We start from the raw sequence: 23,536 nt of genomic DNA on the forward strand, positions 1-23,536 counted from the left end.
TTTCCTGGCCAGGACGATGAGAATTTCGCTCGCGGCTGTGACTGCCGTCGTGGTCGCCGCCGTCGTCGTAGCACCCACGGCGTATGCCTCCGAAAGCGGTCCGAAGGCGATCACCGCCCTGTCGCCTGAAACCGCTGTGGCGAACCCGAATCCTCTCCCCAAGCTCGGGTTCTCCTTGAACGGTGAGGCCCTGTCAGGTCCACCCGCGCAAGCGCACTACAACACGCTGGCCCGCATGTCGCCCGACACCTGGGCGCGGGTGGGATTCAACGGTGACGGCAAGTGGCGGGACGAGGTCGACAAGTATCTGGGTCCCATCCGTAAGGCGGGGATGAAGGTTCTGATCCGCGCGTCATTCCGCGAGGCAGTGCTGCTCAAGCGGGTGCCTCTGAACGCGACAGAGCAAGAACGGTATGGGGATTTCGTTCGGGAGCTCGCCCAGTACGTCAAAACCAAGTACGCGCTCAAGCCCAATGAAGTCGTGTTCGAGCACCCGAACGAGAGCAACCGGCAGGTGTCTGGGGCGGCCTACGCGGGTGCAGCCAAGAACGCATACCCCAAGCTGAAGTCCGTCGATCCGGGATACAAGATCATCGGCGCCAGCGAGAACGTCTACGTGTCCAACTGGAAGTCCTGGCTGAGCGAAGTGTATGCGGCCGGCTACGCGTCGGCGTCCGACGGCGTCAGCTTCCACAACTATGACGCCCAGGGCAGCCACGAAAGGTACGCGTACCTCGAAAGCATCATGAAGAAGCACGGTCACTGGGGCTCGATGGTGTGGCTCACCGAGTTCGGCACGACCACCCCTCCCGGCGCGAAAGGCAACGGGAGCGCGGCATCGGGTCGCTCAAGTCAGACCGAAGCGGGTCAAGCGGTTCGACTCACCGGCGTCCTCAAGTTCCTGCAGACCGACTACCCGTGGATCACGCACGCGTTCGTCTACGCCGACGAAGACATCCATTCCCGTAAGTCCTCGAACAAGTTCGAGGCGCACTTCGGCATCTTCGCGAACGATCAGAACGGAACGGTCACGCGCGAGAAGCCGGCAGTCCAGGCGATCCGCAACCTGTACGCGACGCAGGCTCCAGCCCCGGCGGCGCCTGTGGTCAAGCCGCCGGCGGCGAACCCGGTCGGCAGCCAGTCGCAGACCCTCGCCTCGTTCCCTCTGAATAGTGCGGCGCCCGCCGCAACCGGCCAGGGCGTCACGGTGTCACCCATCAAGGGCACCGGCTTCGCGACCGGTCCGCGGTACGGCGACTTCGCCCCGGCATACAAGCGGGCTGTGATGCAGATGAACCCGACCACGAAGACCGCCAGCTCCAGCGCGGCGTACGTCGAGACCGCGATCACGCCATCCGTCGCAGGACAGACCGTCACGGTGGAATCGATCCAGCTCAAAGCAGCGCGCGGCGGGGACGCAACCAACCGCGGACTGCGGATCGTCGCCCACGTCGACGGGGTGACCACCACGCTGCTCTCCAAGCCCATCGCGACGCAGCGGCCGATGCTGAGCACCTTCACCATGAGCGGCCTATCGCTGAAGGGTAAGGATGTGCGCATCCGCATCTACCCGTTCTCGCCCGTCTCGACCGCGACGGTCGAGCTCGCCGACCTCGTGATCACCGGTCGAGTCACAGCGGCGTCTGCTGCCCCCGCATCGAACGTCGCTCCGGCACCGCCGGCTGCGCCAGCACCTACCGTCGCCCCCGCCGAACCGGCGGCCAACCCGGTCAAGAACCAGCTGCAGACTCTCGCGTCATTCGCCCTGAGCAGCGCGGCGCCCGCCACGGTCGGCCAGGGAGCCACGGTGACGCCGATCACGGGCGCCCGGTTCTCGTCCGCCCCTCTGTACGCAGATTTCAGCCCGGCCTACAAGCGCAAGGTGCTGCAGACGAATCCGTCCGCGAAGACCCCGAGCTCCGACGCGGCGTACGTCGAGACCACGATCACCCCATCTGTTGCGGGTGAGACCGTCTCGGTGGAATCCATCCAACTCAAGGCGGCGCGCGGCGGGGATGCAACCGTCCGCGGGCTGCTCATCGTCGCCGTGGTCGACGGAGTGGCGACGACGGTACTGTCGCAGCCCATCACGACGCAACGACCGACGCTGAGCACTTTCAACGTCACCGGGCTGTCGCTCGAGGGAAAGGAAGTGCGCATCCGCGTGTACCCCTACTCCCCCACCCCGACGGCGACGGTGGAGTTGGCTGACCTCGTGATCACGGGCAGCATCAACGGCTGAGGTGGGAGCGCGCCTGTCTTAGTCCCGATCGGTAGCGCGAAGTCGTCCATAATCGACGCATGTCATATTCCGTCGAACGCCGTTCCAATCCGACCGCCTGGGCTGCCTTCTGGATCGCGTTGGCCGGCCTTGTGCTCATGCCCATCCCGCTGTTCATCGGCCTGATCCTGGGCGGCGGTCTCTCCGTCGTCGCCGCGATTCTCGGCGTGATCGCCCTCTTGAAGGGACTGGCCCGCAGCGGCAAGGGCATCGCCCCCGTCGTCTTCGCCGCGATCTTCATCGCGCTGACGTGGGGCGGCATCTCGATCGGCGGCGGCACGATCTGGTAGGTCGCCTGCGCGAACGCTCGTCGCCCGCGTTCCATGTCTGACGACGCGCGGTCCGCGGCGATCGCCGAGCGCTAAGCCGCCATCGTGGGCCGCGGATGGGAGACCCGTTGACGCGAACGATCGCTTCCGCATCAACACCAAGGCACTCGGCGGCGTGATGGAGGCCGAGAGCGGCCGCAACCTCGCGTTCGTGATCATCATGAACCAGGGCTTCGCGTCCGACATCAACGGGGTCTTCACAGCGAACAACGATGTGGGCGCGGTCGTGGCGGCGATCCAGCAGGCGTACTGACGGTTCTCTCGTCGCCGCGACAGACGCGAGCGGCGCGTTCAGGTCGCCCCCCGATTTCATGTGGAGCCGCAGATCCGCGAAGTCCTCGAGTGTAGGAGTGAGCAGCGTGAAGTCGCTAGGTACGGAACCGAGAAGTGTCCTTCTAGAGCCGCGTTGAGTGGGCCTCGATCCAACCCACGGCTTCGTCAAGCTTGATCTGGTTGCCAGCGACCGCGCGAATGAACTCGTCCCCTTCACGAACCGAATCGGCGGCAAGATGCTCCCCATTGAGCGCCAGGAAGGCCTTGGCTACGATCCACGACAGCCGCTTGTTACCGTCCGCCAGAGGGTGGTCGCGGTTGATCGCGATCATGAGCGCCGCAGCCTTGCTATGGGCGCTCGCGTAAACCTCCTCGCCGAACACGGGCAGCGGTGCGGCGAGCGCCGACAGCAACAGATTCCTGTCACGCAAATGGAAGCCCATCGAGGCAATGAGGTCCTCGACATCGACCGGCTCGAGGTAGTCCGTCATTGAGAGAGAGCGTCTAGGAGAGCTGCGTCCTCGTCCCGAATTCGCTGGAAAATCGCCCTCGTCCGCGCGCTCTTGTCCGCGCGAGCGGCACGCTCCTCTATCGCGAGCTTGACGATCTCGGTCTTGGTGCGCCGCTCCTGTGCGGCGAGTGCCTCGAGGAGTTCTTCGTGTGCGGCGTCGAGTCGCAAGTTCATTGCCATTCGGGCCTCCGAGTTCGACAGTTGTTGATTCAAGGTACCAGCAGGTACCTGCCAGTCGGCGCGAGTTGCCGAATGGCGCCTCGTAGGCTCGGACCATGGGCCCAAAGGTGCACGGGTGGTTGGTTGGCGGGAGTGCGCTCGTCGCACTCGCGGGGGCGATAGTCGCCGTCGTTTACTTCTTTCAGCCCTGGCGCAGTTGCGAGTACGAAGATACGTCGGCGGGATGCGCAATGCTCCCCCTCGATGCAACCGTCATGGGCGCGGCAATGGTCGTTACTCTCGTTGCAGTTGGTGTGCTCGTCTTCGCGCTCCTCGCCAAGGGGCGTTCTGCTGCCCGGTGAACAACCGCTATGAGAACACCGGGGAAAGGAACCGACGTTCGTAGCGAAGGATGCAGCCGGTCGTGCGGGCGAGCTCGAAGGCCGCCTGACAGTCGGGAACTGGCGCCGTCTTCGACGCCTCCGCCGCCTACGTCGTCCCCCTCATCATTCGCACCTCCCCCGCCGGGCGTCGGAGCCGCCCCTGCCGCTTCGTCACCCGCACCTGGTGGACGGAAGAAGTGGATCATTGGCGGCGGAATCGCTGGGGTGATCCCGTGTGGCTCGCTCATGTGCGCTCCTTCCGAGGGCGGTATCGCATCGCGACGGCTCCCGACGAGAACTCGCGACGGTCGATGAGTTCGAGCCGGATGCGCTCGCGCAGACCCGCGAGCAAGGTCGGCCCATGCCCGGCCAGCACCGGGTGCACAACGAACTCGTACTCGTCGATCAGCCCCAGATCTGCCAGGGCGAGAGGCAGCGTCACACCGCCCACCGACAAGCCTGCACCCGGCTGCTCTTTGAGCCGTTCGACCTCACGCCGCAGATCGCCGGTGACCAGTTCTGCGTTCCAGTCGACCCCGCGCAATGTGCTCGACACGACGTACTTCTTCGCCCGGTCGATGGCGTCCGCGAACGGAATCTCCCAGGCGCTCATCCAGTCGGGCCACTCCCCCGAGGTCGGCCGTCGCCACGTCGACTGCATCATCTCGTAGGTCACGCGGCCGTAGAGCTGAGCATCGGCCCGCTTCATCCCATCGGTCCAGTACTGCATCAGCTCCTCGTCGGGAGCAACGCCTGCCTCGTGGTGGACGCAGCCGTCGAGAGTGACGTTGATGGCGTACCGAAGTGGTCTCATGACCTGTCTCCTTCGTGATGCGCGGGCGGATGATTCCGCGCATCCGGCGACGTGAACGCGCTGACGTAGCGCGATCAGTCGCCTCCCGTTGGAATCTTGCCCGAAGGCCCGCTCCCTTGGGAAGACATCGCGACCTTGTTCCGCAATCTGCGCAGTACCGAACGGCCGGCGCCGCGTTACTCCCACCACTATCTGTCGCAGGGCGTGAGCGGTATGGTGTGGCACACATGATCGCCGTGCAAAGGTGCGGGCGCGTGGCCGGGACGAGGGGATTCCTCATATGTCTACGTACGGCAAGGACGAAGCGAGCCGCGGCACCGAACGGGTGGGGGTCGCCGCGAGCGACGTGATCGCGCGCGAGACCTATCGGCACCTCCGGCTGATGCTGATCGCTCTCATGGCGCTTCTCTTGGTCGCCGTCATCATGGTCGCGATCGCTGATTCCGTCCAGGGCTCGATAAGTGCCTACTACCTGGGACCGATTCGGGATGTCTTCGTTGCGACCCTTGTGGGCATCGCGGTGTGCCTGGTCGTGTACCGCGGCTCCTCGGCAATCGAGGATTACGCCCTCAATCTCGCGGGGTTCTTTGCGTTCTTCGTGGCCTTCGTGCCGACTGATCTCGCTGAGACTCTCGCGACTCTGGGACCAGAGGAACGCGCGGAAGCCCTCACTGCCGTGCGCATCTCTACGGCATCGGTGATTCTCGTGTCCGCTCTTTTCATTTTTGCCGAGTCGCGAACGGACCATTTCAGGTTCCCTGGGCTGCTGAAAGGTCGTCGAACCAAATGGATCGTAGGTATTACGTACCTGCTCCTTGCCGCCTTCTTCGTGCTCATCGTGGTTACGGGGTTCTTCAACGACTCCTTCCAATGGGTGCATCTATCTGCGGCGATCCTGCTTTTCGTCGGCATGGCCTTGGCCGTGGCCAGCCACAATTGGCTCGCGGAGCCTGAAGTCATCGCTCGAGACGGACGCCGGTACCGTTTTCTTGTCGTTCTCATGGGCGCCGGCGTCCTGATTGCAGTTGCGTTATGGCAGTGGCCGTACGTTGTTTTCGCTCTGGAGGCGTACGAAGTCGCTTGCTTCGCGACCTTCTGGATCATGGAGGCCATACGCACCTGGCGCCCACCGATCGGCCGGTGAACCGCACGCCCCAGTAGGGCTTCGTCCCCCGCCAGGCGACGTCCGATCCGTGGCTGATCGCGATCAGAGGCCCTCGGCAGCTCGGATCGTCTCCGGCTTCAGGAGTCGCCTCAAGCCCGAGCCCTGAGCGGGACCTCCTCAGACGACGAGGAAGTCGAGCAGCCGCTGGGGTTCTTCGCGCACGACGGCGGCTGGTGAATCGAGCACGATCGCGCCCTTCTCCATCGCCAGGACGCGTGTCGCGAATTCCACGAGCGGCTGCGGCGATTGGTCGACGAGGATGATGGCGACTCCCGCGCTGGCGAGCTCCCGGAACGCTGCGAGCACGTCGCGTACGAGCGACGGCTGCAGGCCTTGGGAGAACTCGTCGACCAGGATCGACTTTTCCCCCGCCAGGATCGCACGCGCGAGACCGACCTGCTGCTTCTGCCCTCCCGAGAGGTCACCCGCGTTGACGTTCATGCGCTCACGGATCACGGGAAACAGAGCGGTGACATCCACCGGCGGCTCGTAGCCGCGCCGCCGCGCCAGGGCGAGGTTCTCTGCGACCGTCAGGCGGGGAAAGACGCCCCGGTCGTCCGGCAGGAATGACAGGCCGGCGCGCGCCGCGAGATCTGCGCGCCCCGGGCGAAGGGACAGCCCATCCAGGACCACTCCCCCGTCGATCGACGGCAGCTGGCCGGCCAGCGTGCGCATCACCGTGGTCTTACCCATGCCGTTGCGGCCCAGGAACGCAACAAGTTCCCCGGCGGCGATGACCAGCTCCAGGCGCGGAACGACAGCGACTCCGTCGTAGCCGGCCGAAAGTGCATTCACCTCGATCACGTCGCTGCTCCCAAGTACGCATCCTTCACGTCGTCTCGCGCCGCGATCTCTTCCATGGTCCCCTCCGCGAGGAAGCGTCCGTTCGCGAGCACCACGACGCGGTCCGCGAGTTCACGGACGATGTCCATGTCATGCTCGATGATCACGAGCGTCGCCCCGGTCTCGGTCGCGACGCTGCGCAGCAGCCGCGCCAATGCGACGGACTCCTCGTGCGACAGCCCCGCGGCTGGCTCGTCCAGGATGACGACCTCTGGACCCCACACCAGCACCATTGCGAGTTCGAGCGACCGGCGATCCGCGAGCGGCAACTCGGCGGCCGACCGGGCGTCGTCGCGTTCGAACCGGGCGAGCGCTTCAGGAAGCGCGCGCGCCTGGAGGGCTTCGCTGCGTGCCAGGCGGACATTGTCGGCCGGGGACAGCTCGGTGAAGACGCTTGGGATCTGGAACACCTTGCCCATTCCCGCGAGTGCCCGGCGATGGATGCGCCAGTTCGTCGCATCCGCATCGAAGATCGCCACCGTTCCGGTGGTCGGGGCGACGTCTCCGGCGACGATGTTGAGCAGCGTCGTCTTGCCGGCGCCGTTCGGCCCGATGAGGCAGAGAACCTCCCCCGCCGGAACCCTGAGGTCCACACCCAGCAGCACTTTCGTCGCGCCGAAGGACTTGCTGATGTCGCGAGCCTCCACGGCGTACTCCGCCTTGGCAGGCAGCGTCCGCCGGAGCATGGGGCCGGATACCCGCGCATCCTGCCTCGCCGAACGGAAGGCCGGGATGCGGATGACGCGACGCACGAGGCCGACGAGGCCCCCCGGGGCGAACCGCACGACGATGAGGAAGATGACGCCCAGTACGAGCAGGTACCACGAGCCGATCGCCTCGCCCAGGTACTGCTGACCCATCGTGACGATGACAGCCCCGGCGAAGGCGCCGATGAGCGTGCCGCGGCCACCGACGGCCAGCCACACAAGAACCTGCGTGGAGAGCATGATGCCACCGGCCGATGGTGAGACGAGGCCCATCACGGGGGCGGCGATCGCACCCGCCGCCGCGGCAACGGCCGCGCTGACGACCAGCGCCGACAGCCGCGTACCGCGGACGTCGATGCCCAGGTGGGCGGCGCGGTCTGGATTGAGATTGACGGCGAGTGCTCGGCGACCGAGGCGCCCGCGGAGCACGAAGAGCCAGACCACGGCGACGATCAGCACCACCAGCGCGGCGGTGATGTAGTAGTCGGGGATCAACCCGCGGGAGCGCACGACGATACCGTTGCTGCCGTTCGTCAGATCCGACCACGTGCGCGCGAGCTGCTCGAACAGCAGCGTCAGCGCGAGGGTGAGGATCGCCATCGTCGAGGGCAATGCGCGGCGTCCGAGGCCGGCGAGTCCGATGACGACCGCAACGCCGGCGGCGACCAGGATGCCGCCCACCGCGCCGACGACGCCGGGCAGTCCGCCACGTTCAGCAATGGCCCAGCCGTAGGCACCGAGCCCGAAGAACGCAGCGTGGCCGATGCTCACGATCCCTGCGCGCCCCCACGCGATGTCCAGCCCGAAGGCGAACAGGCCGTAGACCAGCGCGAGGGTCAACAAGGCGAGAGGGTACGGGGGCAGGAAGAACGGGGCGAGCCCGAGCAGTCCCACGGCTGCAGCGAACCCGAGGGCTCGCCGCAGCCGCAGGCGCGGTTCGACGGAGTGCATCACGAGCAGGTGCGCGCCGTCGTGTCGTCGATCGGGGCGAGCACCTCGACGGTCGAGTAGACGCCGCCCTCGTCGATCTGCACGAGAACCATGTCGCTGCTCACGTAGTGGTTGTCCTCGCGGAAGCCCAGGTCGCCCAGCAGCCCGTCCAGACGGATGGTCGACATCTGCTCGCTGATCGCGTCCGCGTCGTAGCCGCCGGCCTCGTTGACCGCCGCGGCAATGAACCGCACGGCTTCGTACGCGGTCGCGGCGATGGCAGAGATCGATCCCTGGTCACCGTGCTCCGCGCGGTAGGCCTCGACGAACGCCTCGTTCTCGGCGCCCGGCGTCTGGTCGGAGTACTGAAGCACCGTCGTCCGACCCTCCAGGATCGGGCCGAGGGCACCGTAGAATTCCTGCTGCGACGTGGTGCCGGTGACTCCGCGGTCGGTGAGCAGCCCGAACTGATCGGCCTGCGTCATGAACGACACCGCGTCGCCACCGACGACGGCCGTCAGGATCCAGTCGGGGTCGGCGTTTTCGAGCTTGCCGATCACCGGCTGCCAGTCGGCCGTTCCCAGGGGGCTGTACTCCTCTGCGACGACCTCACCACCGTTTTCGGCGATGATGTCGCTCGCCACCGAGTGGTAGGTGCGCGGGAAGATGTAGTCGTTGCCGACCAGCCCGACGCGCGGACCGTACTGCTCGATCATGCTCGGGATCAGGTCTTCGACCATCATGCGCTCGCTGGCGCCGAACGGCCAGAAGTGCGGGCTGCAGAACTCGACGGTGCCGTTGACGACGGTCGAGAACGGCACATCCGCCTCGGCCGCAACCGATCCCGCGGCAACGGACGTGTCACCGGCGATCGTGCCGAGCACATAGTCCACGTCGTTCTGGCGGATGAGCTGCTGCGTCACCTGCGTCGAGGTCGCGGCGTCCGACTTGTCGTCCACGACGAAGACTTCGATCGGGTGTCCGAGCACGCCGCCATCGGCGTTCACGGCCTCGATGGCGAGCTCGGCGCCGGCGACCAGCGAGTTGCCCTCGAGTGAGGCGACACCGGTCGTCGGCGCGACCAGGCCGAGACGGAAGGCGCGGTCCTCCGAACCGCCAGCCCCCTCGCCGCCGCCGAAGGATCCCCCGCCGCACGCGGTGAGTGCCAGCGTGGCGACGGCCAGTGCTGCGATTCCGGTGGTTGCGCGGCGCCTGATCAGGCGACGCGCCGTTGAAGCGGTTTCCATAGTGTGAACCTCCAGTTGGGGCCTTGCGGCTGCAGGGCGATCAGGACGATGAGAGCGATGAAGAAGACGACGCCGGCAACCGACTCGGGGAGCACTGTGCGCAGCCCGATGTCCAGCACGGCGACGACGAAGGCGCCGAAGATCGGCCCGCCGATACTGCCGGGACGGCCCAGCAGCACCGCGAAGAAGGTGGGCGCCAGCAGTGACACCCCGACCTGCGGCGTGATGCCCAGCATCGGGCTCTGCAAGGCACCGGCGAGCACCGCCAGCGCGGTGCCGACGGCGAAGGTCCCGGTGACCATCGCCCCGGTCGGGATGCCGAATCCGGCGGCCATCGCACGGTTGTCGATGGAGGCGCGCAGCCGCAGCCCGAGGCTCGTCCGGTACATCACGAGGACGAGGCCGGCGAGGATGAGGAGCGAGATGGTCGCGCTGACCAGACGGAAGATCGGGTAGTCGACCCCGAGGACCTCCACGGTGCCGGTGATGGGCGCCGGAACGGACGCCGGTGTGGGCCCGAAGATCGCCTCGGCGGTCTGGCGCAGGACGATGCCCGTTCCCCACATCGCGAGAAGGGTGGCCAGCATCCCGTGCTCGTACAGTCGGCTGAGCAGTCCTCGCTCGATGAGCGCGCCGAGGACCAGACCTCCGATGACCGCAAGCAGCAGCCGCAGCGGGAAGGCGACCGGTGTCAGTACGACCATGAGGTAGGCGCCGACCATCGCCATGTCGCCGTGCGCCACGTTCACAACGTTGAGTTGCCCGAAGATGAGCCCGAGGCCCCACGCGAGCAGGGCGTAGAAGCCGAAGGCGGTGAAGACCGACAGCGCGAAGAGGACAAAGGGCTCCATCAGCTCACCACGCCAGAACGGGGACGGGAAGGCGCTCCTGGAGGGCCAGGGCGATGGCCAGAGTGTGGGTGTCGGCTTCGCCGGGCCCGACGACCGATACGCCGACCGGCAGTCCGGTGCGACTCCCGATTCCGGCAGGGAGCGCGGCGACGGGGAAGCCGGTGACATTCCAGGTCGCGGTGAAGGCTGTGAGCGGATCCGTGCCGCCCATCGGACGACCGGCGTCGTACCCGTGTCCGCGGAGGGGAGCCGTGGACGCGGCCGTCGGTTCGATGAGCGCGGCGATGTTGTTGTCGGCGAACCAGCGCTGCCACGCGGCCGTAACCCCTGCCCGGCGCTCCTGGGCAGCCAGGTAGACGTCGACGGTGATGGGCGGCAGGTCGTGAGCCAGGAACTCGCGCACACTCGGGCGGTACTCGCTCGCGCGGTCGGCGTATTGCGCGTGGTAGCTGCGAGCCTCGGCCAAGAAGATCGTGTCGTAGTCGGCTTTCGACAGATCAGGGGCGGCCGGGACGGTGACGACGGTCGCGCCCAGCTCCCACAGAGCCGCGACGGCCCGCTCCAGTCCCTCGCGGACGTCCGGTTCGACATCGACGGCATCGGGACGATCCGTCACGGCCACCCGCACACCGCGCAGGTTGGCTGCGTGCGGCGCGATGATGCCGGGACGCGCGCTGACACCGAACGGGTCTCGCGAGCGCGAAGCGGCGCTCACAACCTCGAGTGCAACCGCGCAGTCGTCGATCGTCCGGGCGATCGGACCGGCGTGGTCGAGCGTGGTCGAGAGGGGGATGACGCCGTCCGTCGGCACACGACCGAATGTTGCTTTGAAAGAGGAGACACCGACGAGGGCCGCGGGGATGCGGAGCGACCCCGCCGTGTCCGTGCCGAGCGCCAGAGGCACCATGCCGGCGGCGACGGCGGCAGCCGATCCTCCGCTCGAACCCCCGGGGCTGTGAGCGAGGTTCCAGGGGTTGCCGACCTGGTCGGTGGTGCCGCCGGCCGCGAACTCGTGGGTGTGGGTGTGACCGACGTAGACGGCGCCGGAGTCCGACAGGGCTGCCCAGGCGGCGCTGTCCGACTCCGCGATGTCCGTTGCGCGAAGGCGGCTCGAAGCCGTGAGTGGCTTGCCTGCGACGCCGAACAGATCCTTGAGCCCGACGGGAATACCGGCCAAGAGGGACGTGTCGCCCGCTGCGATGCGCCGATCCGCGGCGTCTGCCGCAGCCAGTGCGGCATCGCGGTCGATACGCACCCACGCGTTCACCACGTCGGGGGTTCCGTCGAAGTCCGGCTCCCCGCCGTTTCGCGCGTCGATCCTGTCGAAGGCGAGCGTCGTCAGCTCGCGCGAACTGAGGCTGCCATCGCGCAGCCGTTCCGCCAGAGAGCGGATTCCTGAATCCAAGGGATGAGCATCATTGTTCGACACGCGATCGATCATGCGAGCGCACCGCGGTGCGTGCGCTCGAAGTGAGAGAACTACCGCGAATCTGTTGCAGATGGATGATCAGCGCGGTTGGTGCACCGTGCGCAGGAGTCGTTCGACGTCGACCTGCGGCGCAACGAACCCGCCGACGACCGTGGCCAGCATGGGAGTGCGACGTTCCTTATTACGGATGGAGCCGACGAGCTCGACCGCGTCCCGGGGGTCGGCCCATCGGCGAACGGATCCCGACTCCTTCGCGGCGTTCCACAGTTCGCTGAAGCGCGCATCGAAGATCTCGCGGAAGGGAGCGATGGCTGTGGGGGTGGTTCCCACCTTCAACCCCGCGGCCTGGATGAACTGCGCGTCGTCGCTGACGAGTTGCGAGAATCGGTCGAGGACGAGAGCGATGTCGAATACCGCCGCCCGCGGCTTGCGCGACCCGCGCGCCCACTCGCTCATGCGCTCCCACCGGTCCACGGAGATGCCGTCGACCAGCGCCTGCTTGCTCGGGAAGTGGCGGTAGAGCGTCGCGGAACTCACACCGGCACGATCGGCGATGTCGCGGGCACTGATCTCATCGGTGCCCACCTGCGCAATCAGGTTGCACGCGGCATCCAGCAACAACATGCGATTCTGTTGGGCATCGCTGCGGAGCATCCGGGAACTCCCTCGACGAGATGGTCAGTTACGCTACCACCAACCCGCCGGCGGCACTTTACCGCACTGCACGCTGTCACCCTGTTTCGGCCTCAACGTGCCGATTTTCGGTCCGGGGGGCGGAGCTCATCCTGCGGAATGGACCCCGTCACGTTCGGCCGCGAGGCGGCGGTGCCGTTCTCGAGCGAAGTCCTGTGCGCGAGGACCCGAGCCGAGAGCGCGTTGCGATACCGCGAGCACGAGGCGCGTCGCCGTCACGACGGGCAGGAGCGTGCGACGCACACCGAGCAGCTGTCGGTACGGCCGCGGCAGGCTCGCGACAGCGGCTGCGAACAACACGCGATAAGCAATTCGCATCGAGCCGGTGAAGGGCACGTCGCGCAAGAATCGCACCACCTCGTCGACGCGCTCGTCGCGGCGGAGCTCTCCATTGACGAGGAACCCGCGCATCCGCTCGCGCAGTTCCGCCTCGGTCTCGGGCGGCTTGTGCAGCCGCATGAGGCGCCCGGCGGTCGCCCACTCGCGCACATACTCGTCGGCACCGCCCGGAATTGGACCGCCCCAACGCTCGTGCGCGCCCAGGAACGCCTCTGTGAACGCGAGGTGCACCCATTCCACGAGACGGGCGTCCGACGCCGAATAGGAGCGAGCGCCGGCATCCGTCTCGTAGGTTCCAGCGACTCGCTCGTGCATCCGGCCGACGCGCGCCGTCTCTTGCTGGGCCTGCGCCGTTGAGCCGTACGTGACGCAGATGATCCAGCGCACGGTACCGGTCAGGCGCCCTATCGGATCCTCGCGGTAGCGCGAGAAGTCGTGCACACCGGCCATCGCGCCGGGATGAAGCGCTTGGATGAGCAGCGCCCGGATGCCTGCGACGAAGGTCGCGGTTCCCGCGTGGACCGTCCAGGCCGCGCCCCCGTCGGGGAAGTACCCGTCGTCGTCGCCGTCGGCGATCTCACGCACCCACCGCGGCGTGCCGTTTGGATCGCCCGCGAGCGCGGTGAGCAGCCGCGCGCGAAGTGCGGGACGTTTCATAGTTCCAGCGTGCCACGCCCACCGGACGGCGGGGCGGCTGGAGCACTACTGCAGATCAGCGGATACGGCGACGTTCGGTGGGTACGGCGAGGCGGCGACGCCACCATGCACCCCGTCGGCCAGAGGGTGTCATACGCGACCGCAGATCGAGTTCGTCTTCGTAGGCAGCCAACCAAACAGCTGCCAGTTCGCGGCGACGATCCAGTCACTAGATCCCCACGGAACCAGGAAGAGGACGAACATCGCAATCACAGTGGCGATAGCGGTCGCGATCAAGATGCCTACCGCGAGCCGAACAGGATCGTTCGCGAGATCAACGTCGAACAGTCCGGAACTAGGCGCCACGATAGCCACGATGATCGCGATCGCGACTCCCACAATCGCCAGTTCTGTGCTGCTTGAATCCGCAGCCCGCTCCCTAAGCACGGCGAGGGTGGAGAGCTGGACATCGATTTCGGCGTCGGCGAATGCGTCCAAACGTTCGGACGTGACGGCGATGTCCAAGTGAATGTGTGGGTCTGCCGCACTTCGAACCTCCCTATTGACGCGCTCGCGCGCCCGCACCTCGGCCCACATCTTGATCCCAATCCGTATGCGCACTCGTCACCCTCGACGCTAGCTGACGACCACGATCTTCCCGCGGATCTGCGTTCGAGACAGATCGGTCAGTTCACCGGCAACCTCAACGGCAACCGGCAAGAGCGTGTGCAGACTGCCGCATTCGCGAATGATCGAAGAACCAGGACACCGATCAGAAGCAGTTCGCGAGAGAAGCCCCTGGAGGGACTCGAACACGTTTTGAGCATTGTGCTCTGCGACTCCGAACGACAATTTCCGCGGAATTACGCGGATTCTGCCAACTGCAACGACACCGATCGACGTCCGAAAACTGCCATCGGCAAATAGGATGCGGGCAAAACGCGGGCAAAAATGGGGCCGTTTACCGCGTATTCAGAGGCCTTCGGAGGGGATGTTCATTCATCGGCATTCGGAGTCAAATTCCAACATAGCGATTTTGAGCAGTTTGCTCACCATCCACGATGAGAAACCAGCCACGATGTGCAGAATGCTAATCATGGCTAGACCTCCTTCTGGCAACGGTGCTACAGCGCGCTACGCTACGTCCCGTGGAGACCGTGACACATCGCGAGATGCGCAACCGCAGTGGCGAGATCCTGCGCAGGGTTGAGGCAGGCGAATCGGTGCTGGTCAGCAACAACGGCCGCCTGGCTGCCCTCATCGTCCCCGTGGGAGGCGAGCCCCTTGACGGGCTCATCGCGCGAGGCGAAGCAAGGCCGGCCCGCACCGGTAATGAGGCACTGGCAGAGATCACGCGGACGGTTTCGCCAGTGAGCACACGGCAACTGCTCGATGACAGTCGAGGCCGCTGGTGACGGTGGCCTACCTGGACACCTCGGCCGCCGATGAAACTGGTGATCGAGGAGGCCGAGTCTGAAGCGCTCGTCGCCGCTCTCACTGATTCCTCTCGACGCCTGGCGGCGTCCTGGCTACTGCACACCGAGTTGCATTGCGCCGCGGGCCGACATCCGGCGATCATCTCAATCGACGCGATCACGGCAGTGCTCGATGCGGTAAGTCTGGTTGACATAACTCGCGGGGATCTGCTCGCTGCCGGCACTCATGCTCCGCTGTGTTCGAACGACGCGATACACCTTGCGACCACAATGAGGATCGGTGCCGACGAGTTCGCCGCGACGGCCGGGATCCGGGTAGTCGCCCCGGCGTGAGGGCGCGAGTGTCGCCCAGGTGCGAGCCGAACCAATTGAAGACCACCTGCAGCACCATGTGCAGCTGGGCGAGCGACAGGCTGTCGTCGACATCGATGGTGCGCCAGATCTCCGGCTCGATACCGACGATCGATGCCCGCAAGCGAAGAATGCGGCGAGAAGGGCGAGCGGGCACGAACCAACGCTACCGGGCTGCCCCAGCAGACCTCGGCGCCCAATACCCAATCGTCCTCACAGCGTGCGCGGAGAAAGCGTGTGCGGAGACGCATACGCGAGCGCCGCCTGGGCCCACTCGCGACGCCATCGCATCATCGCTTTCTGGTCGGCCTTGGACAGCTTGACGAGCTGCGGGACGAGTCGGAACATCTCGTCGACGTATCCGGGGATGTCCCCCGGTGGTCCGGCGGTCGCCTCGGACAGGATTCGAAGCGCGAGGGCCGGATCAACGCCCTTCTTCAACAGAGCGAGAACTTCCCGGGCATCCTTGGTTCCCTTCTCCGAACGGAAGCGATCGAAGAGTGCAGCGAGCTTAGTGACGAAATGCGCCTCGATCGTCAGAAGCAACCAGGGCGGAGCAATGTCGTCGTCGACGTACTCAGCGAGCACTTCGACCTTGAGCTTGAGCCTCGTGCCGAGTTTCGACTCATGCGGGAGGTAGATGTCCAAATGCACCCCTTCCACCTCGCCGCGAAACTTACGGGCCAGGTGGACCGAGTTGTCCGTGAGACTTTCGACGACCGAATCGAGTAGGTAGCGAGAGCTCGGAGTAACGATCAGGTCGATGTCGTGACTGATTTCACCCCCGACCCGCAGGTGCGTCGCCCATCCGCCGATCAAGATCGATGGGTCGAGGTCGCGCCCGACGTGGTCGAGGACGCGGCGAATCTTCTCGTCTGATTCGTTCAGGGATTCAGACATGCGCTTCCTCCGCGGGCTGTTCCCAATCCGCTCGCTCGAAAAGTCTCGAGTGGAGGGCTGCGCGAAACTCGCTGGCCTGCCACCCGGGCATCGCAAACAGGTCGGCGTAGGTCTGAGCGACGCTCGAGTAGCCCTCCCGCCACACTCGAGCGGCGACCCGGTCGCGCGAGACCACCCGAACCTCTTCGCCGTTGGCGAGGCCTTGGGTAACGCCCGCGTCGGCGTAGATCAGCCGAGTCCCCTTGTCGGCGATCGTGTTGACGCCCCCTAGCCAGTGCAGCGCGGCATCCGTTCCGCCAAAGGCGACAGCCGACGGATGCTCGTTCGTCAAACTCTGGGCTGCGCTCAGCGTGGTCATCGCGACGGTGTCGCGAATCAAGTTGCGATTCACCGCCATCGTGAGCACAACCTTCTCGGGGCTGACGACAATGATCCCGCCACGACGCCGAGTTTGGACCGCGCCGATCTCCACCAAGCGACCAAGTGCCTGGTGAGTGCTGGAGACAGGGGCGTCGACCGCAGCCGCAAGCGCGCTGAGGTCTGGCCACTCGCGACGACCAGCAAGGGCACCCTCGGCCAGCGTCCGCCACACGATCTCGTTCGTCTTCACGAGTCAAGCTTGGCATAATTCGTAAATATACGGAACGTATATCCGTTAATTTATGGAAATGGTGTCCGTGTGACTACGGAGGTCAATCACCATCGCGCCTCGGTCAGCTGTTCCTCGGAAACAAAGCCCTGAGCCGACCATAAACAGCGTCCACGTCGATCGCAGCTGGGGCAGCCGCGGATATTCGCTTGGTGAGCAGACGCGGCCACATCACCGCGATGTCGCGCACCGTGAAGTCACCACCGAAGAGGGGCCAGTCGGCCTCGAGAAAGCAGAGCACGCCGCGAACGACGACATCCGGGTCCGCCACAACACCGGCGACTCGTTCGACCTGAGACTGAACTCCATCGACGAGTTTGGTCTGGTCGCGACCACCCACGCGAAGCGACTCCACACGAGGCCGGAGGATCCCGCCTTCGACGCGCAGTTCGGGACGTTTCCCCTTGTACCGTTTCGCGTCGATCACCCACACCCCCGCGGAAGAGACGACGATGTGGTCGATGTTCGCCCGCGAACCAGGGACCCGGCGGTCATGAAGAACACGCATATCGCTCGGGAGATCCTTGAGTCGCTCGGCCAGCAGCTCCTCGCCGATGGCACCGCGCTCCCAAGCGCGAGTGCTCTGGGGATCATCAGACAACGCCAGGATCAGACCGCCGAGCTTCGGATGAGCGGCTCGGATGCGCTGCTCCCGACCCGTCTTGCGACGCTCATACTCTCGCCGCGCAGATCCACCTGCCACGTCGATGTCGACCTCGGACTGGGGCTTCGGTCCGCGCCCCGTCTCGATCTCGGCCTGGGTCTCGGTCTCGGTCGCAGCAATTGTCACGTCGGGGCACTGAACACAGCGCACGGTCTTCGTCTCGCGCTCGTAGATCCCATGTTGCCCGGCCGGCAGCTGGATGTCGCAGAGCCGACAAGAGCCCGAGTACCGCAGCCGCATCCGCTTTTCAGCCGGAAGCGGTTCACTCGTCACGCGCTGAACGTATCACCGGTATGCGACGCCAACGCCGCCGAAACCAGTGCCGCGTAATCCGTCAACGAATGAGCGATCACGTTACGAATTCCGCCGCCGCAGAGAGCGAAAGCGCCTACTCGCACGCCAATCCATCGCCTTCACCGTCACCATTGTTGCCAGTCCCATGAGCGAACCAATCGTAGATCGCTGCTTCCGAGGGGTTATCGCGCGAGAACGGACCTGTCGGGTGTCCGTTGACATTCTGCTTCAGCTTCGTACATGACGTGTATTGTCTCCACCACTCATCGACCGCTGGCGGCGGGGCCGCAGCCTCCGCGGCCTGCTGCTCGGCCACGATTCTCGCCTGTTCTGCCGCGTCGGACGCACCTTTGCAGGCGACAGTTGTCACTGCCCCATCTGCGGCGACGGTCGCGACCTGCGCGGCGTGGTAGTCCGACTCGCGCGGGTGTGCGGGGTAGCCGTCCGTCGAGTCGAATCGGGCAACCGCGAGACCGGCCGTCAGCAACGTCAATCCAACGTCTACGCCCTCGTCCGTGCCGACGTAACGCAAGATCCTCCCGTACTGGTCCTCATCGTTCTCCCCGTCCGGAAGCTCCAAGATGATCGCATCACCCTGGCTGAGGAGGGACGATACGAGCGTCGATGCTTCCGCGTGTCCGCAGGCGCCGCGCTCTGGCGCATCGATACCGATGATGCGCACAGTGCCGGCGCTGGTCTCGACGGTGTCGCCGTCAACGACGGACTCGAATGTCACCTGCGATTCAAGCGTCGAAGTCGCCGAGTCAGCGCCGTCAGAAGCTGATCCCGCTGCACATCCGATAAGCGAGAAAGCGACGACAACAATAACTCCACACAAAGCTCCGCGCATAAGGCTGAGCCTAGGCCGCACTCCCCCTCCGAGTTGATAACGGTGTGCAGCTTCATCGCGACGCGCAGCTACCGCGTGCGCCATCGCATGCCGGATCGCACCGGAACGTTCGGCACGTCGCGCCCGTTCTCCCAGGCGAAGACTTCTCTGCTCGTGACATCCCAAATAGACATCACTTCGCGTGCATCGGCCGCGGGCCTGCTCATCGCCCGGCCGACGGCCCCCCAGGCCCAGAAGGCCCGGTGTGGGGCGCCGCAGGGTCATATGGCCTCCCCGGGTTGTACGGGTCAACCGCCGGCGCCCGCCGAGGCTCCTGGATCCGCACTTCCGGCGCGAGACCCGCATCACGGGCGCGGGTCATGAGGCGGGTCGCGGTGCTCTGGCTGATCTTGAGGGTGTCGGCGACGAGCTTGAGCGGCGGGTAACTGATCGCCGTCGCGACGCGATAGACGGCGATCGAGTCGTCCAGCGCCTCCGAGGCGCCACGTTTCGCCGCCGCCCGCATGCGACTGAGGAACTCTCGCACCGGGATGCGGTCGCGATCGCTGACGCCGTCCCCGCCGACGTCGACCGTGACGACGTCGAGTGCTGAGGTCGTCATGATCCAGTGCGTGCGCACCTCGCGGAGCATCTGGCTGGTGATGTCGACGCCTTCCCCCTCGCGCTCGAGGGCGGCGGACGCGACGGCGGTGCGGCCGAGCGCAGCATCCCACTCCACGCGCACGGTGATCGTGCCGGGCACGTCCTGCTCCCCCGATACGCGCGCATGCCAATACTTCGGCAGCGTGACGCGGCTGCCGAGATCGATGCGTTCGTCGCTGATGTCATATGCCTCGACGTCTGCCATAGAGCCCACTATTCCAGGTCACCGTCGATTCGCGAAGAAGACTGTCGATCTTGGCTCAAAGGTGTGCTACTTTGCGATGAACGGAGACTGACGCTGCTAGCTCAACGAAGGGAACGGATATGAACCGCTCACCGGAGCACCTTGCTCTGACAATGAAGGATGCCGCCAAGCTCGTCGGCGTCGACTACCGCACGATCAAGCTCGGCATCGAGAACGGGACGATCCCCACGGTCCAACTTGGACCGCGCCGGATGATCCCCCGCGTTCCGCTGCTCCGCGTGTTCGGCATCAATACGTAACGACTAGTCGGCAACGGTGCGGAGTGTCATTCTGGCCCACTGGGATCCGATTTCGGGCAACGCAGGGAAGGCGCAGACCGTGTGCAAACCGGCCGGGGCGTAGCAGGGATGCCCCGCGGCGCACCATATACACCGAGCTGCGATGTGGGCGCGGCGGGGCGACGAGACACAGGTTTGGCTGACCCGGTCCAGTTCTAGTTCGATGTAATCATCGCGCCGCCGCCGGGCGTCAGGTCGAACTCACCGCCAAGAATCGCAGCCCACCCATTGTGAATATCCCCGGAATCGGACAGCGCGGACATGTCGCCATGTTGCCATTGCGCTACGAGGTTCTCGAGCGCATGCAGTCGCCATTGGGCGCGGACGACATCGAGCACAGCATCGCGTAGGGCAGCTTCATCGACTTGCTTGACGTGCTTGGGTGGAAGCGTGTTATCGAGGCTCAGGCGATCCCACTGCCCGAGATCTGTGACTAAGAGGTGATCATGTGCAAACCGGTTTCGTTCTCCATAGATCCTCCGAATATCTAGCAGCGCCGAGTGAGCCAAACCAGCGGACGGAAATCCGGCCATCCTGAGGTAGGTCTCCGTCTCCTTGGCGAGTGCACCGAAGGCGTCTGGACCATTTCGCAATTCATCCGGGCGGACGGCTTGGAGGCGAGCGTGAACATCGCGGAGCGTTCGTTCCATGACCACAGTGAGCCGCACGATCTGACCAACCCGGAAGGTGGCGCGGTGGTCCACGGAAAGGGAATTCAGATCGGGCAGATATTCCGCCGCGATCGTGCCTGGGTACGCCGCATCAGTCATATCTGAGTCCATCCATGTGCTTTCGTTGCACGAACCGGTCAGGCGCGACAGCATATCGCCGTACCGCAGCTGATGCGCCGTCCAGTTTCCTCACAGCGCGCGAAACGGATCCTATTACGCGATGTGAGCACGACGGCCGTCAGCGGCGCGGCACTACTGCGCTGTCGCCGGCATCGCAGCGGATGCGTGATTGCCGACCGGAGCGAATGTCCCCTGGGTCCGATACGCTCACCGGCGTGAATGAAATGTGGTCGGCGATCATCGGGGCGGTTGCGCTCGTTGGGATACCACTGAGCGCGTGGCTATCTCGGCGGTTCTCTAAGGAGGGTCGATTCCTTCTTCGCATTGAGCGACTCGCTGCAGTCCACGCGATGCTGCCTCATTCCACGCAACGCGACGCCCTCGGCCGGCGCCTCCTGCTCCTTGTCGCCGAACTGAATACTTGGATCGACGTGCCGAAGGAGAAGCTGCGCGTGGCGCAACGCGCGCTGGCTTTGTGTGTGTTTCTGGTCGGCCTCGCCGTGACTATCGCCGTGACGTCTAACATCACGGATTCGTCACTCGTGGTCGTGATTCAAATCGCTGCCGGCGTTGGAATCGCGTTCGCTTCGATCGGCGTCTCAACCATTCTCGAACGCGGGGCGAGCAAAGGCGAAGCCTCGCGCCGATCCGCAGAGGCGGCGGCAGCGTCGACAGCAAGGTACGACGCACTCATGCGCGGCGAGCACCCCGACTCGGGTCACTAACACGGCCTGTGATCCGCACGAGCGGCGCATCTGCGCAGCGTGTTCCGGCATGTGTCCGCGAGGGCCATCGGTATTGAAACGAGCCACGCTCGCAGGCACCTCAGGAGCATAGGTTGCGCCGGCGTCCTCGCGCCCCCACTACGCTCAGCCGATGATCTCCAGGAGCGACCAGCGGCCGCGCGATGCGATCTGCGGCAGGCGTCGTTCGAAGGCGGCTTTGTCCGCCGACGGATTGTGGCGCAGGCGGAATTCAACAAGGTCTCGCAACCCATGCGGTGCGAGAACACGGACCCGGCCACGGCTGAGTTGGACAGCAACCGCACTCGCTGTCTCGGGGTATCTAGCGATCGCGTCTTCTAGCGAGGCATACGCTTCTTCGCCATTGACGAGGTGCATCCTGGCCTGGTTCTTTACCGACCACCGCACTGAAGGTGCTCTTGCCGCGAGCCGACCTTGCATGGCTCGCTCCGCTCCCTTGGTCGTGTTGTTTGGGTCGTAGTAGATCACGTCGACGTCGTCTCGCGGGCTCACGGCGGGCAAACCTGCAAGCGAGTCCCATACGGCCTCGCGCACGAAACCGCCAGCGATCCAAGCGCGAGAACCGAACTCATCCTCTAGTGCCCTGAGTGCGGCCGCGCGTCTCGCGTCCGTGACGAGAATGTACGCAACGCGTCGCGCTGCGCGCATATTGAATCTGGTTCTTGCCTTCCGAGGGAGGAGCTTCGGCGCCTTGAACGCGCCGCCACGCGGCCACGCCGCGACGGTTTCCCCTCCCCTGCCACTCGCTGACGTTTCGCGCTTCTTTGCGTCGTCCGCCTTAGCCTTTTTGTATTCTCTGTCGGTTGACGGCGGGAGCGTCGTGAGAATGCCCTTGTATCGAGTCCTCACGATGTCCAGATCGGTCGGTCGTAAGCGCCTCACGTTCGAGTCATGCATCACCACTTGATCAGTGCAGTCGCGCATGAAGTCAGTGAGCACCTCAAGCGATCTGTAGTGGCGATTCGCCCGCTCCCCGTATCGAAACACGAGCCCCACGACCGTCACGACAAGAATGAGCAACACCGCAACGTTGAATATGGATTCGACAGATGGGATGGCCTGTTCGGCCGGGACGATAGCGCTGAGCAAGCTCGCGATCCTTTCGGCCCCGGCGAAGCCGATCACACTGATAACGGTTGCGATGACGACAGTCACCACAAGGTAACCGCGTTCCCATTTGTCGGCCGCGTTGGCTTTGTTGCTTTGAATCTGTCGCAACACCCTGGCTCGCCCGACGTATGCGTGAACAGCGTCGCGCAATTGAGATCGCCCCCGGAACATCATCGCGTGATCCTATCGCGCTGACCATTCGGAACTTCGCCATCTGCGGTAGCGCGGTTCGTGCCCACTCCTACAGCGCGGCGGTCCAGTTCCGCTCGGGCAGGTCGTGCCCCCTCAGAGCAGGAATTGGAGAGCGGGTATGGCTCGTCTCGCTGAGGAACGCCTGTTGGCAATCCGAATGCGAGGGACGATCGCACGGCGGGCGACGGGCAACCTCGACAGCGACTTCGCCATCACGCTGCACAAGCATCGCAAGCAGGGGTGCAGCGACTAGCGAACAGCAGGGAGTTCGCGTCCCATGTGATTCGATGCTCCTGGCCGCTTCCCTTGCATACGGCCCGCTCATCGGCAGATAACGCGCGCTACCGGGCCCGAACTCGTAGAGTCCGGCGACCGACGAGCCGCTACCGCGGTTCCGGAGGGCACGGACAATCAGCTCTCGCGCAGCGTCGCGCCACTCCGAAGTTTCAGCAGGTTCCGAACAGTGGGGAGGCGACTATCGTGGTGTTTGCTCAGGGCGGGCCTTCCACTCTCGACGCACTAGGCGAGTACTCACTGTCATGAGTACCAGTTCGATGAAGAAACTCGCTAAAGCCCGTGGGGGAAACAGAGCGTGACAGGCAACGAGGAAAGTACTGCCGCGAGGAAGCGGTTGGGACTGCTGCACGAATAGGTGACATCTGATCTGGCTTGCCCTCGAGGGTGGCCTGGAAGGATGTTGCTGTGCCCAAGCCCTACCCGACCGAGTTCCGTGATGACGTCGTGCGCGTCGCGCGGAACC

The 23,536-nt window shown here is 65.1% G+C and carries 26 protein-coding genes and 1 pseudogene; 8 read left to right on the forward strand and 19 right to left on the reverse strand.

Annotated elements, in window-relative coordinates; translation table 11 throughout:
* The first annotated feature begins 37 nt into the window (after positions 1-37).
* From ACIQ0W_RS05905 to ACIQ0W_RS05915, 3 genes are all read left to right on the forward strand, one after another.
* The gene (locus ACIQ0W_RS05905) at positions 38-2,242 is read left to right on the forward strand and encodes a glycosyl hydrolase (RefSeq protein WP_396641860.1); all 2,205 of its coding nucleotides are present in this window, start codon (positions 38-40) and stop codon (positions 2,240-2,242) included.
* A 59-nt stretch (positions 2,243-2,301) separates the two neighbouring features.
* A complete protein-coding gene (locus ACIQ0W_RS05910; RefSeq protein ID WP_396641861.1) occupies positions 2,302-2,571 on the forward strand; it encodes a hypothetical protein in 270 nt (89 codons plus the stop codon).
* A 157-nt stretch (positions 2,572-2,728) separates the two neighbouring features.
* Positions 2,729-2,863, forward strand: a complete 135-nt coding sequence (locus ACIQ0W_RS05915; protein ID WP_396641862.1) for a hypothetical protein — start codon at positions 2,729-2,731, stop codon at positions 2,861-2,863.
* Positions 2,864-3,005: 142 nt separating this feature from the next.
* Here ACIQ0W_RS05915 and ACIQ0W_RS05920 read toward each other — a convergent pair whose 3' ends face one another.
* From ACIQ0W_RS05920 to ACIQ0W_RS05930, 3 genes are all read right to left on the reverse strand, one after another.
* Positions 3,006-3,374, reverse strand: coding sequence for a type II toxin-antitoxin system death-on-curing family toxin (locus ACIQ0W_RS05920; protein WP_396641863.1), 369 nt, complete (start codon positions 3,372-3,374; stop codon positions 3,006-3,008).
* On the reverse strand, positions 3,371-3,574 hold the full coding sequence (locus ACIQ0W_RS05925; RefSeq protein ID WP_157811245.1) for a hypothetical protein: 204 nt from the start codon (positions 3,572-3,574) through the stop codon (positions 3,371-3,373). The genes ACIQ0W_RS05920 and ACIQ0W_RS05925 overlap by 4 nt, the downstream gene beginning before the upstream one ends.
* Positions 3,575-4,180: 606 nt before the next feature.
* On the reverse strand, positions 4,181-4,750 hold the full coding sequence (locus ACIQ0W_RS05930) for a dihydrofolate reductase family protein (protein ID WP_396641864.1): 570 nt from the start codon (positions 4,748-4,750) through the stop codon (positions 4,181-4,183).
* Positions 4,751-5,030: 280 nt separating this feature from the next.
* Here ACIQ0W_RS05930 and ACIQ0W_RS05935 point away from each other — a divergent pair, with 280 nt between their 5' ends.
* Positions 5,031-5,894: a hypothetical protein gene (locus ACIQ0W_RS05935; RefSeq protein WP_396641865.1), complete on the forward strand. Its 864-nt coding sequence runs from the start codon at positions 5,031-5,033 to the stop codon at positions 5,892-5,894.
* Positions 5,895-6,032: 138 nt separating this feature from the next.
* On the opposite strand, the gene ACIQ0W_RS05940 is transcribed toward ACIQ0W_RS05935, so the two are convergent.
* From ACIQ0W_RS05940 to ACIQ0W_RS05975, 8 genes are all read right to left on the reverse strand, one after another.
* Positions 6,033-6,719, reverse strand: a complete 687-nt coding sequence (locus ACIQ0W_RS05940; protein ID WP_396641866.1) for an ABC transporter ATP-binding protein — start codon at positions 6,717-6,719, stop codon at positions 6,033-6,035.
* On the reverse strand, positions 6,716-8,416 hold the full coding sequence (locus ACIQ0W_RS05945; RefSeq protein ID WP_396641867.1) for an ATP-binding cassette domain-containing protein: 1,701 nt from the start codon (positions 8,414-8,416) through the stop codon (positions 6,716-6,718). The genes ACIQ0W_RS05940 and ACIQ0W_RS05945 overlap by 4 nt, the downstream gene beginning before the upstream one ends.
* Positions 8,416-9,642: a substrate-binding protein gene (locus ACIQ0W_RS05950; protein WP_304686171.1), complete on the reverse strand. Its 1,227-nt coding sequence runs from the start codon at positions 9,640-9,642 to the stop codon at positions 8,416-8,418. Before ACIQ0W_RS05950 ends, ACIQ0W_RS05945 begins: the two co-directional genes overlap by 1 nt.
* On the reverse strand, positions 9,612-10,493 hold the full coding sequence (locus ACIQ0W_RS05955) for a branched-chain amino acid ABC transporter permease (protein ID WP_304686172.1): 882 nt from the start codon (positions 10,491-10,493) through the stop codon (positions 9,612-9,614). Before ACIQ0W_RS05955 ends, ACIQ0W_RS05950 begins: the two co-directional genes overlap by 31 nt.
* A gap of 4 nt (positions 10,494-10,497) precedes the next feature.
* Complete coding sequence (locus tag ACIQ0W_RS05960) at positions 10,498-11,898, reverse strand: amidase (RefSeq protein WP_304686173.1); 1,401 nt, start codon at positions 11,896-11,898, stop codon at positions 10,498-10,500.
* Between the two features lie 102 nt (positions 11,899-12,000).
* Positions 12,001-12,576, reverse strand: coding sequence for a TetR/AcrR family transcriptional regulator (locus tag ACIQ0W_RS05965; RefSeq protein ID WP_304686174.1), 576 nt, complete (start codon positions 12,574-12,576; stop codon positions 12,001-12,003).
* Positions 12,577-12,702: 126 nt separating this feature from the next.
* On the reverse strand, positions 12,703-13,611 hold the full coding sequence (locus ACIQ0W_RS05970; protein WP_396641868.1) for an oxygenase MpaB family protein: 909 nt from the start codon (positions 13,609-13,611) through the stop codon (positions 12,703-12,705).
* Between the two features lie 129 nt (positions 13,612-13,740).
* The gene (locus ACIQ0W_RS05975; RefSeq protein ID WP_396641869.1) at positions 13,741-14,115 is read right to left on the reverse strand and encodes a hypothetical protein; all 375 of its coding nucleotides are present in this window, start codon (positions 14,113-14,115) and stop codon (positions 13,741-13,743) included.
* A gap of 623 nt (positions 14,116-14,738) precedes the next feature.
* On the opposite strand from ACIQ0W_RS05975, the gene ACIQ0W_RS05980 reads away from it, so the two are divergent.
* Together ACIQ0W_RS05980 and ACIQ0W_RS05985 are read left to right on the forward strand one after the other, a co-directional pair.
* Positions 14,739-15,005 carry a type II toxin-antitoxin system Phd/YefM family antitoxin gene (locus ACIQ0W_RS05980; RefSeq protein ID WP_396641870.1) on the forward strand — a complete coding sequence of 89 codons (267 nt, stop codon included), beginning with the start codon at positions 14,739-14,741 and terminating at the stop codon, positions 15,003-15,005.
* A 30-nt stretch (positions 15,006-15,035) separates the two neighbouring features.
* Positions 15,036-15,359 (forward strand): VapC toxin family PIN domain ribonuclease, encoded by a 324-nt coding sequence (locus ACIQ0W_RS05985; RefSeq protein WP_396641894.1) that lies wholly within the window; start codon positions 15,036-15,038, stop codon positions 15,357-15,359.
* Positions 15,360-15,381: 22 nt separating this feature from the next.
* On the opposite strand, the pseudogene ACIQ0W_RS05990 reads toward ACIQ0W_RS05985, so the two are convergent.
* The 6 genes and pseudogenes from ACIQ0W_RS05990 to ACIQ0W_RS06015 all read right to left on the reverse strand — a co-directional run.
* Positions 15,382-15,534: pseudogene (locus ACIQ0W_RS05990) on the reverse strand (plasmid pRiA4b ORF-3 family protein); the annotation flags it as partial.
* A 56-nt stretch (positions 15,535-15,590) separates the two neighbouring features.
* Positions 15,591-16,277 (reverse strand): hypothetical protein, encoded by a 687-nt coding sequence (locus ACIQ0W_RS05995; protein ID WP_396641871.1) that lies wholly within the window; start codon positions 16,275-16,277, stop codon positions 15,591-15,593.
* A complete protein-coding gene (locus ACIQ0W_RS06000; protein ID WP_396641872.1) occupies positions 16,270-16,887 on the reverse strand; it encodes a hypothetical protein in 618 nt (205 codons plus the stop codon). The genes ACIQ0W_RS05995 and ACIQ0W_RS06000 overlap by 8 nt, the downstream gene beginning before the upstream one ends.
* A 103-nt stretch (positions 16,888-16,990) precedes the next feature.
* Positions 16,991-17,863 (reverse strand): nuclease-related domain-containing protein, encoded by an 873-nt coding sequence (locus tag ACIQ0W_RS06005; protein WP_396641873.1) that lies wholly within the window; start codon positions 17,861-17,863, stop codon positions 16,991-16,993.
* 115 nt (positions 17,864-17,978) lie between these two features.
* Complete coding sequence (locus ACIQ0W_RS06010; protein WP_396641874.1) at positions 17,979-18,620, reverse strand: thermonuclease family protein; 642 nt, start codon at positions 18,618-18,620, stop codon at positions 17,979-17,981.
* Positions 18,621-18,936: 316 nt separating this feature from the next.
* Positions 18,937-19,581, reverse strand: coding sequence for a hypothetical protein (locus ACIQ0W_RS06015; protein ID WP_396641875.1), 645 nt, complete (start codon positions 19,579-19,581; stop codon positions 18,937-18,939).
* A gap of 119 nt (positions 19,582-19,700) precedes the next feature.
* On the opposite strand from ACIQ0W_RS06015, the gene ACIQ0W_RS06020 reads away from it, so the two are divergent.
* Positions 19,701-19,880 (forward strand): DNA-binding protein, encoded by a 180-nt coding sequence (locus tag ACIQ0W_RS06020; protein ID WP_396641876.1) that lies wholly within the window; start codon positions 19,701-19,703, stop codon positions 19,878-19,880.
* Positions 19,881-20,074: 194 nt separating this feature from the next.
* Here the strand turns inward: ACIQ0W_RS06020 and ACIQ0W_RS06025 are convergent, their stop codons facing one another.
* The gene (locus ACIQ0W_RS06025; protein WP_396641877.1) at positions 20,075-20,743 is read right to left on the reverse strand and encodes a hypothetical protein; all 669 of its coding nucleotides are present in this window, start codon (positions 20,741-20,743) and stop codon (positions 20,075-20,077) included.
* A gap of 182 nt (positions 20,744-20,925) precedes the next feature.
* Here ACIQ0W_RS06025 and ACIQ0W_RS06030 point away from each other — a divergent pair, with 182 nt between their 5' ends.
* Entirely contained in the window at positions 20,926-21,435 is a 510-nt protein-coding gene (locus tag ACIQ0W_RS06030) for a hypothetical protein (RefSeq protein ID WP_396641878.1), read from the forward strand.
* A 144-nt stretch (positions 21,436-21,579) separates the two neighbouring features.
* Here the strand turns inward: ACIQ0W_RS06030 and ACIQ0W_RS06035 are convergent, their stop codons facing one another.
* On the reverse strand, positions 21,580-22,758 hold the full coding sequence (locus ACIQ0W_RS06035; protein ID WP_396641879.1) for a nucleotidyltransferase family protein: 1,179 nt from the start codon (positions 22,756-22,758) through the stop codon (positions 21,580-21,582).
* Between the last annotated feature and the right edge of the window lie 778 nt (positions 22,759-23,536).

Source organism: Microbacterium sp. (assembly GCF_044340635.1).
Lineage (GTDB): Bacteria > Actinomycetota > Actinomycetes > Actinomycetales > Microbacteriaceae > Microbacterium.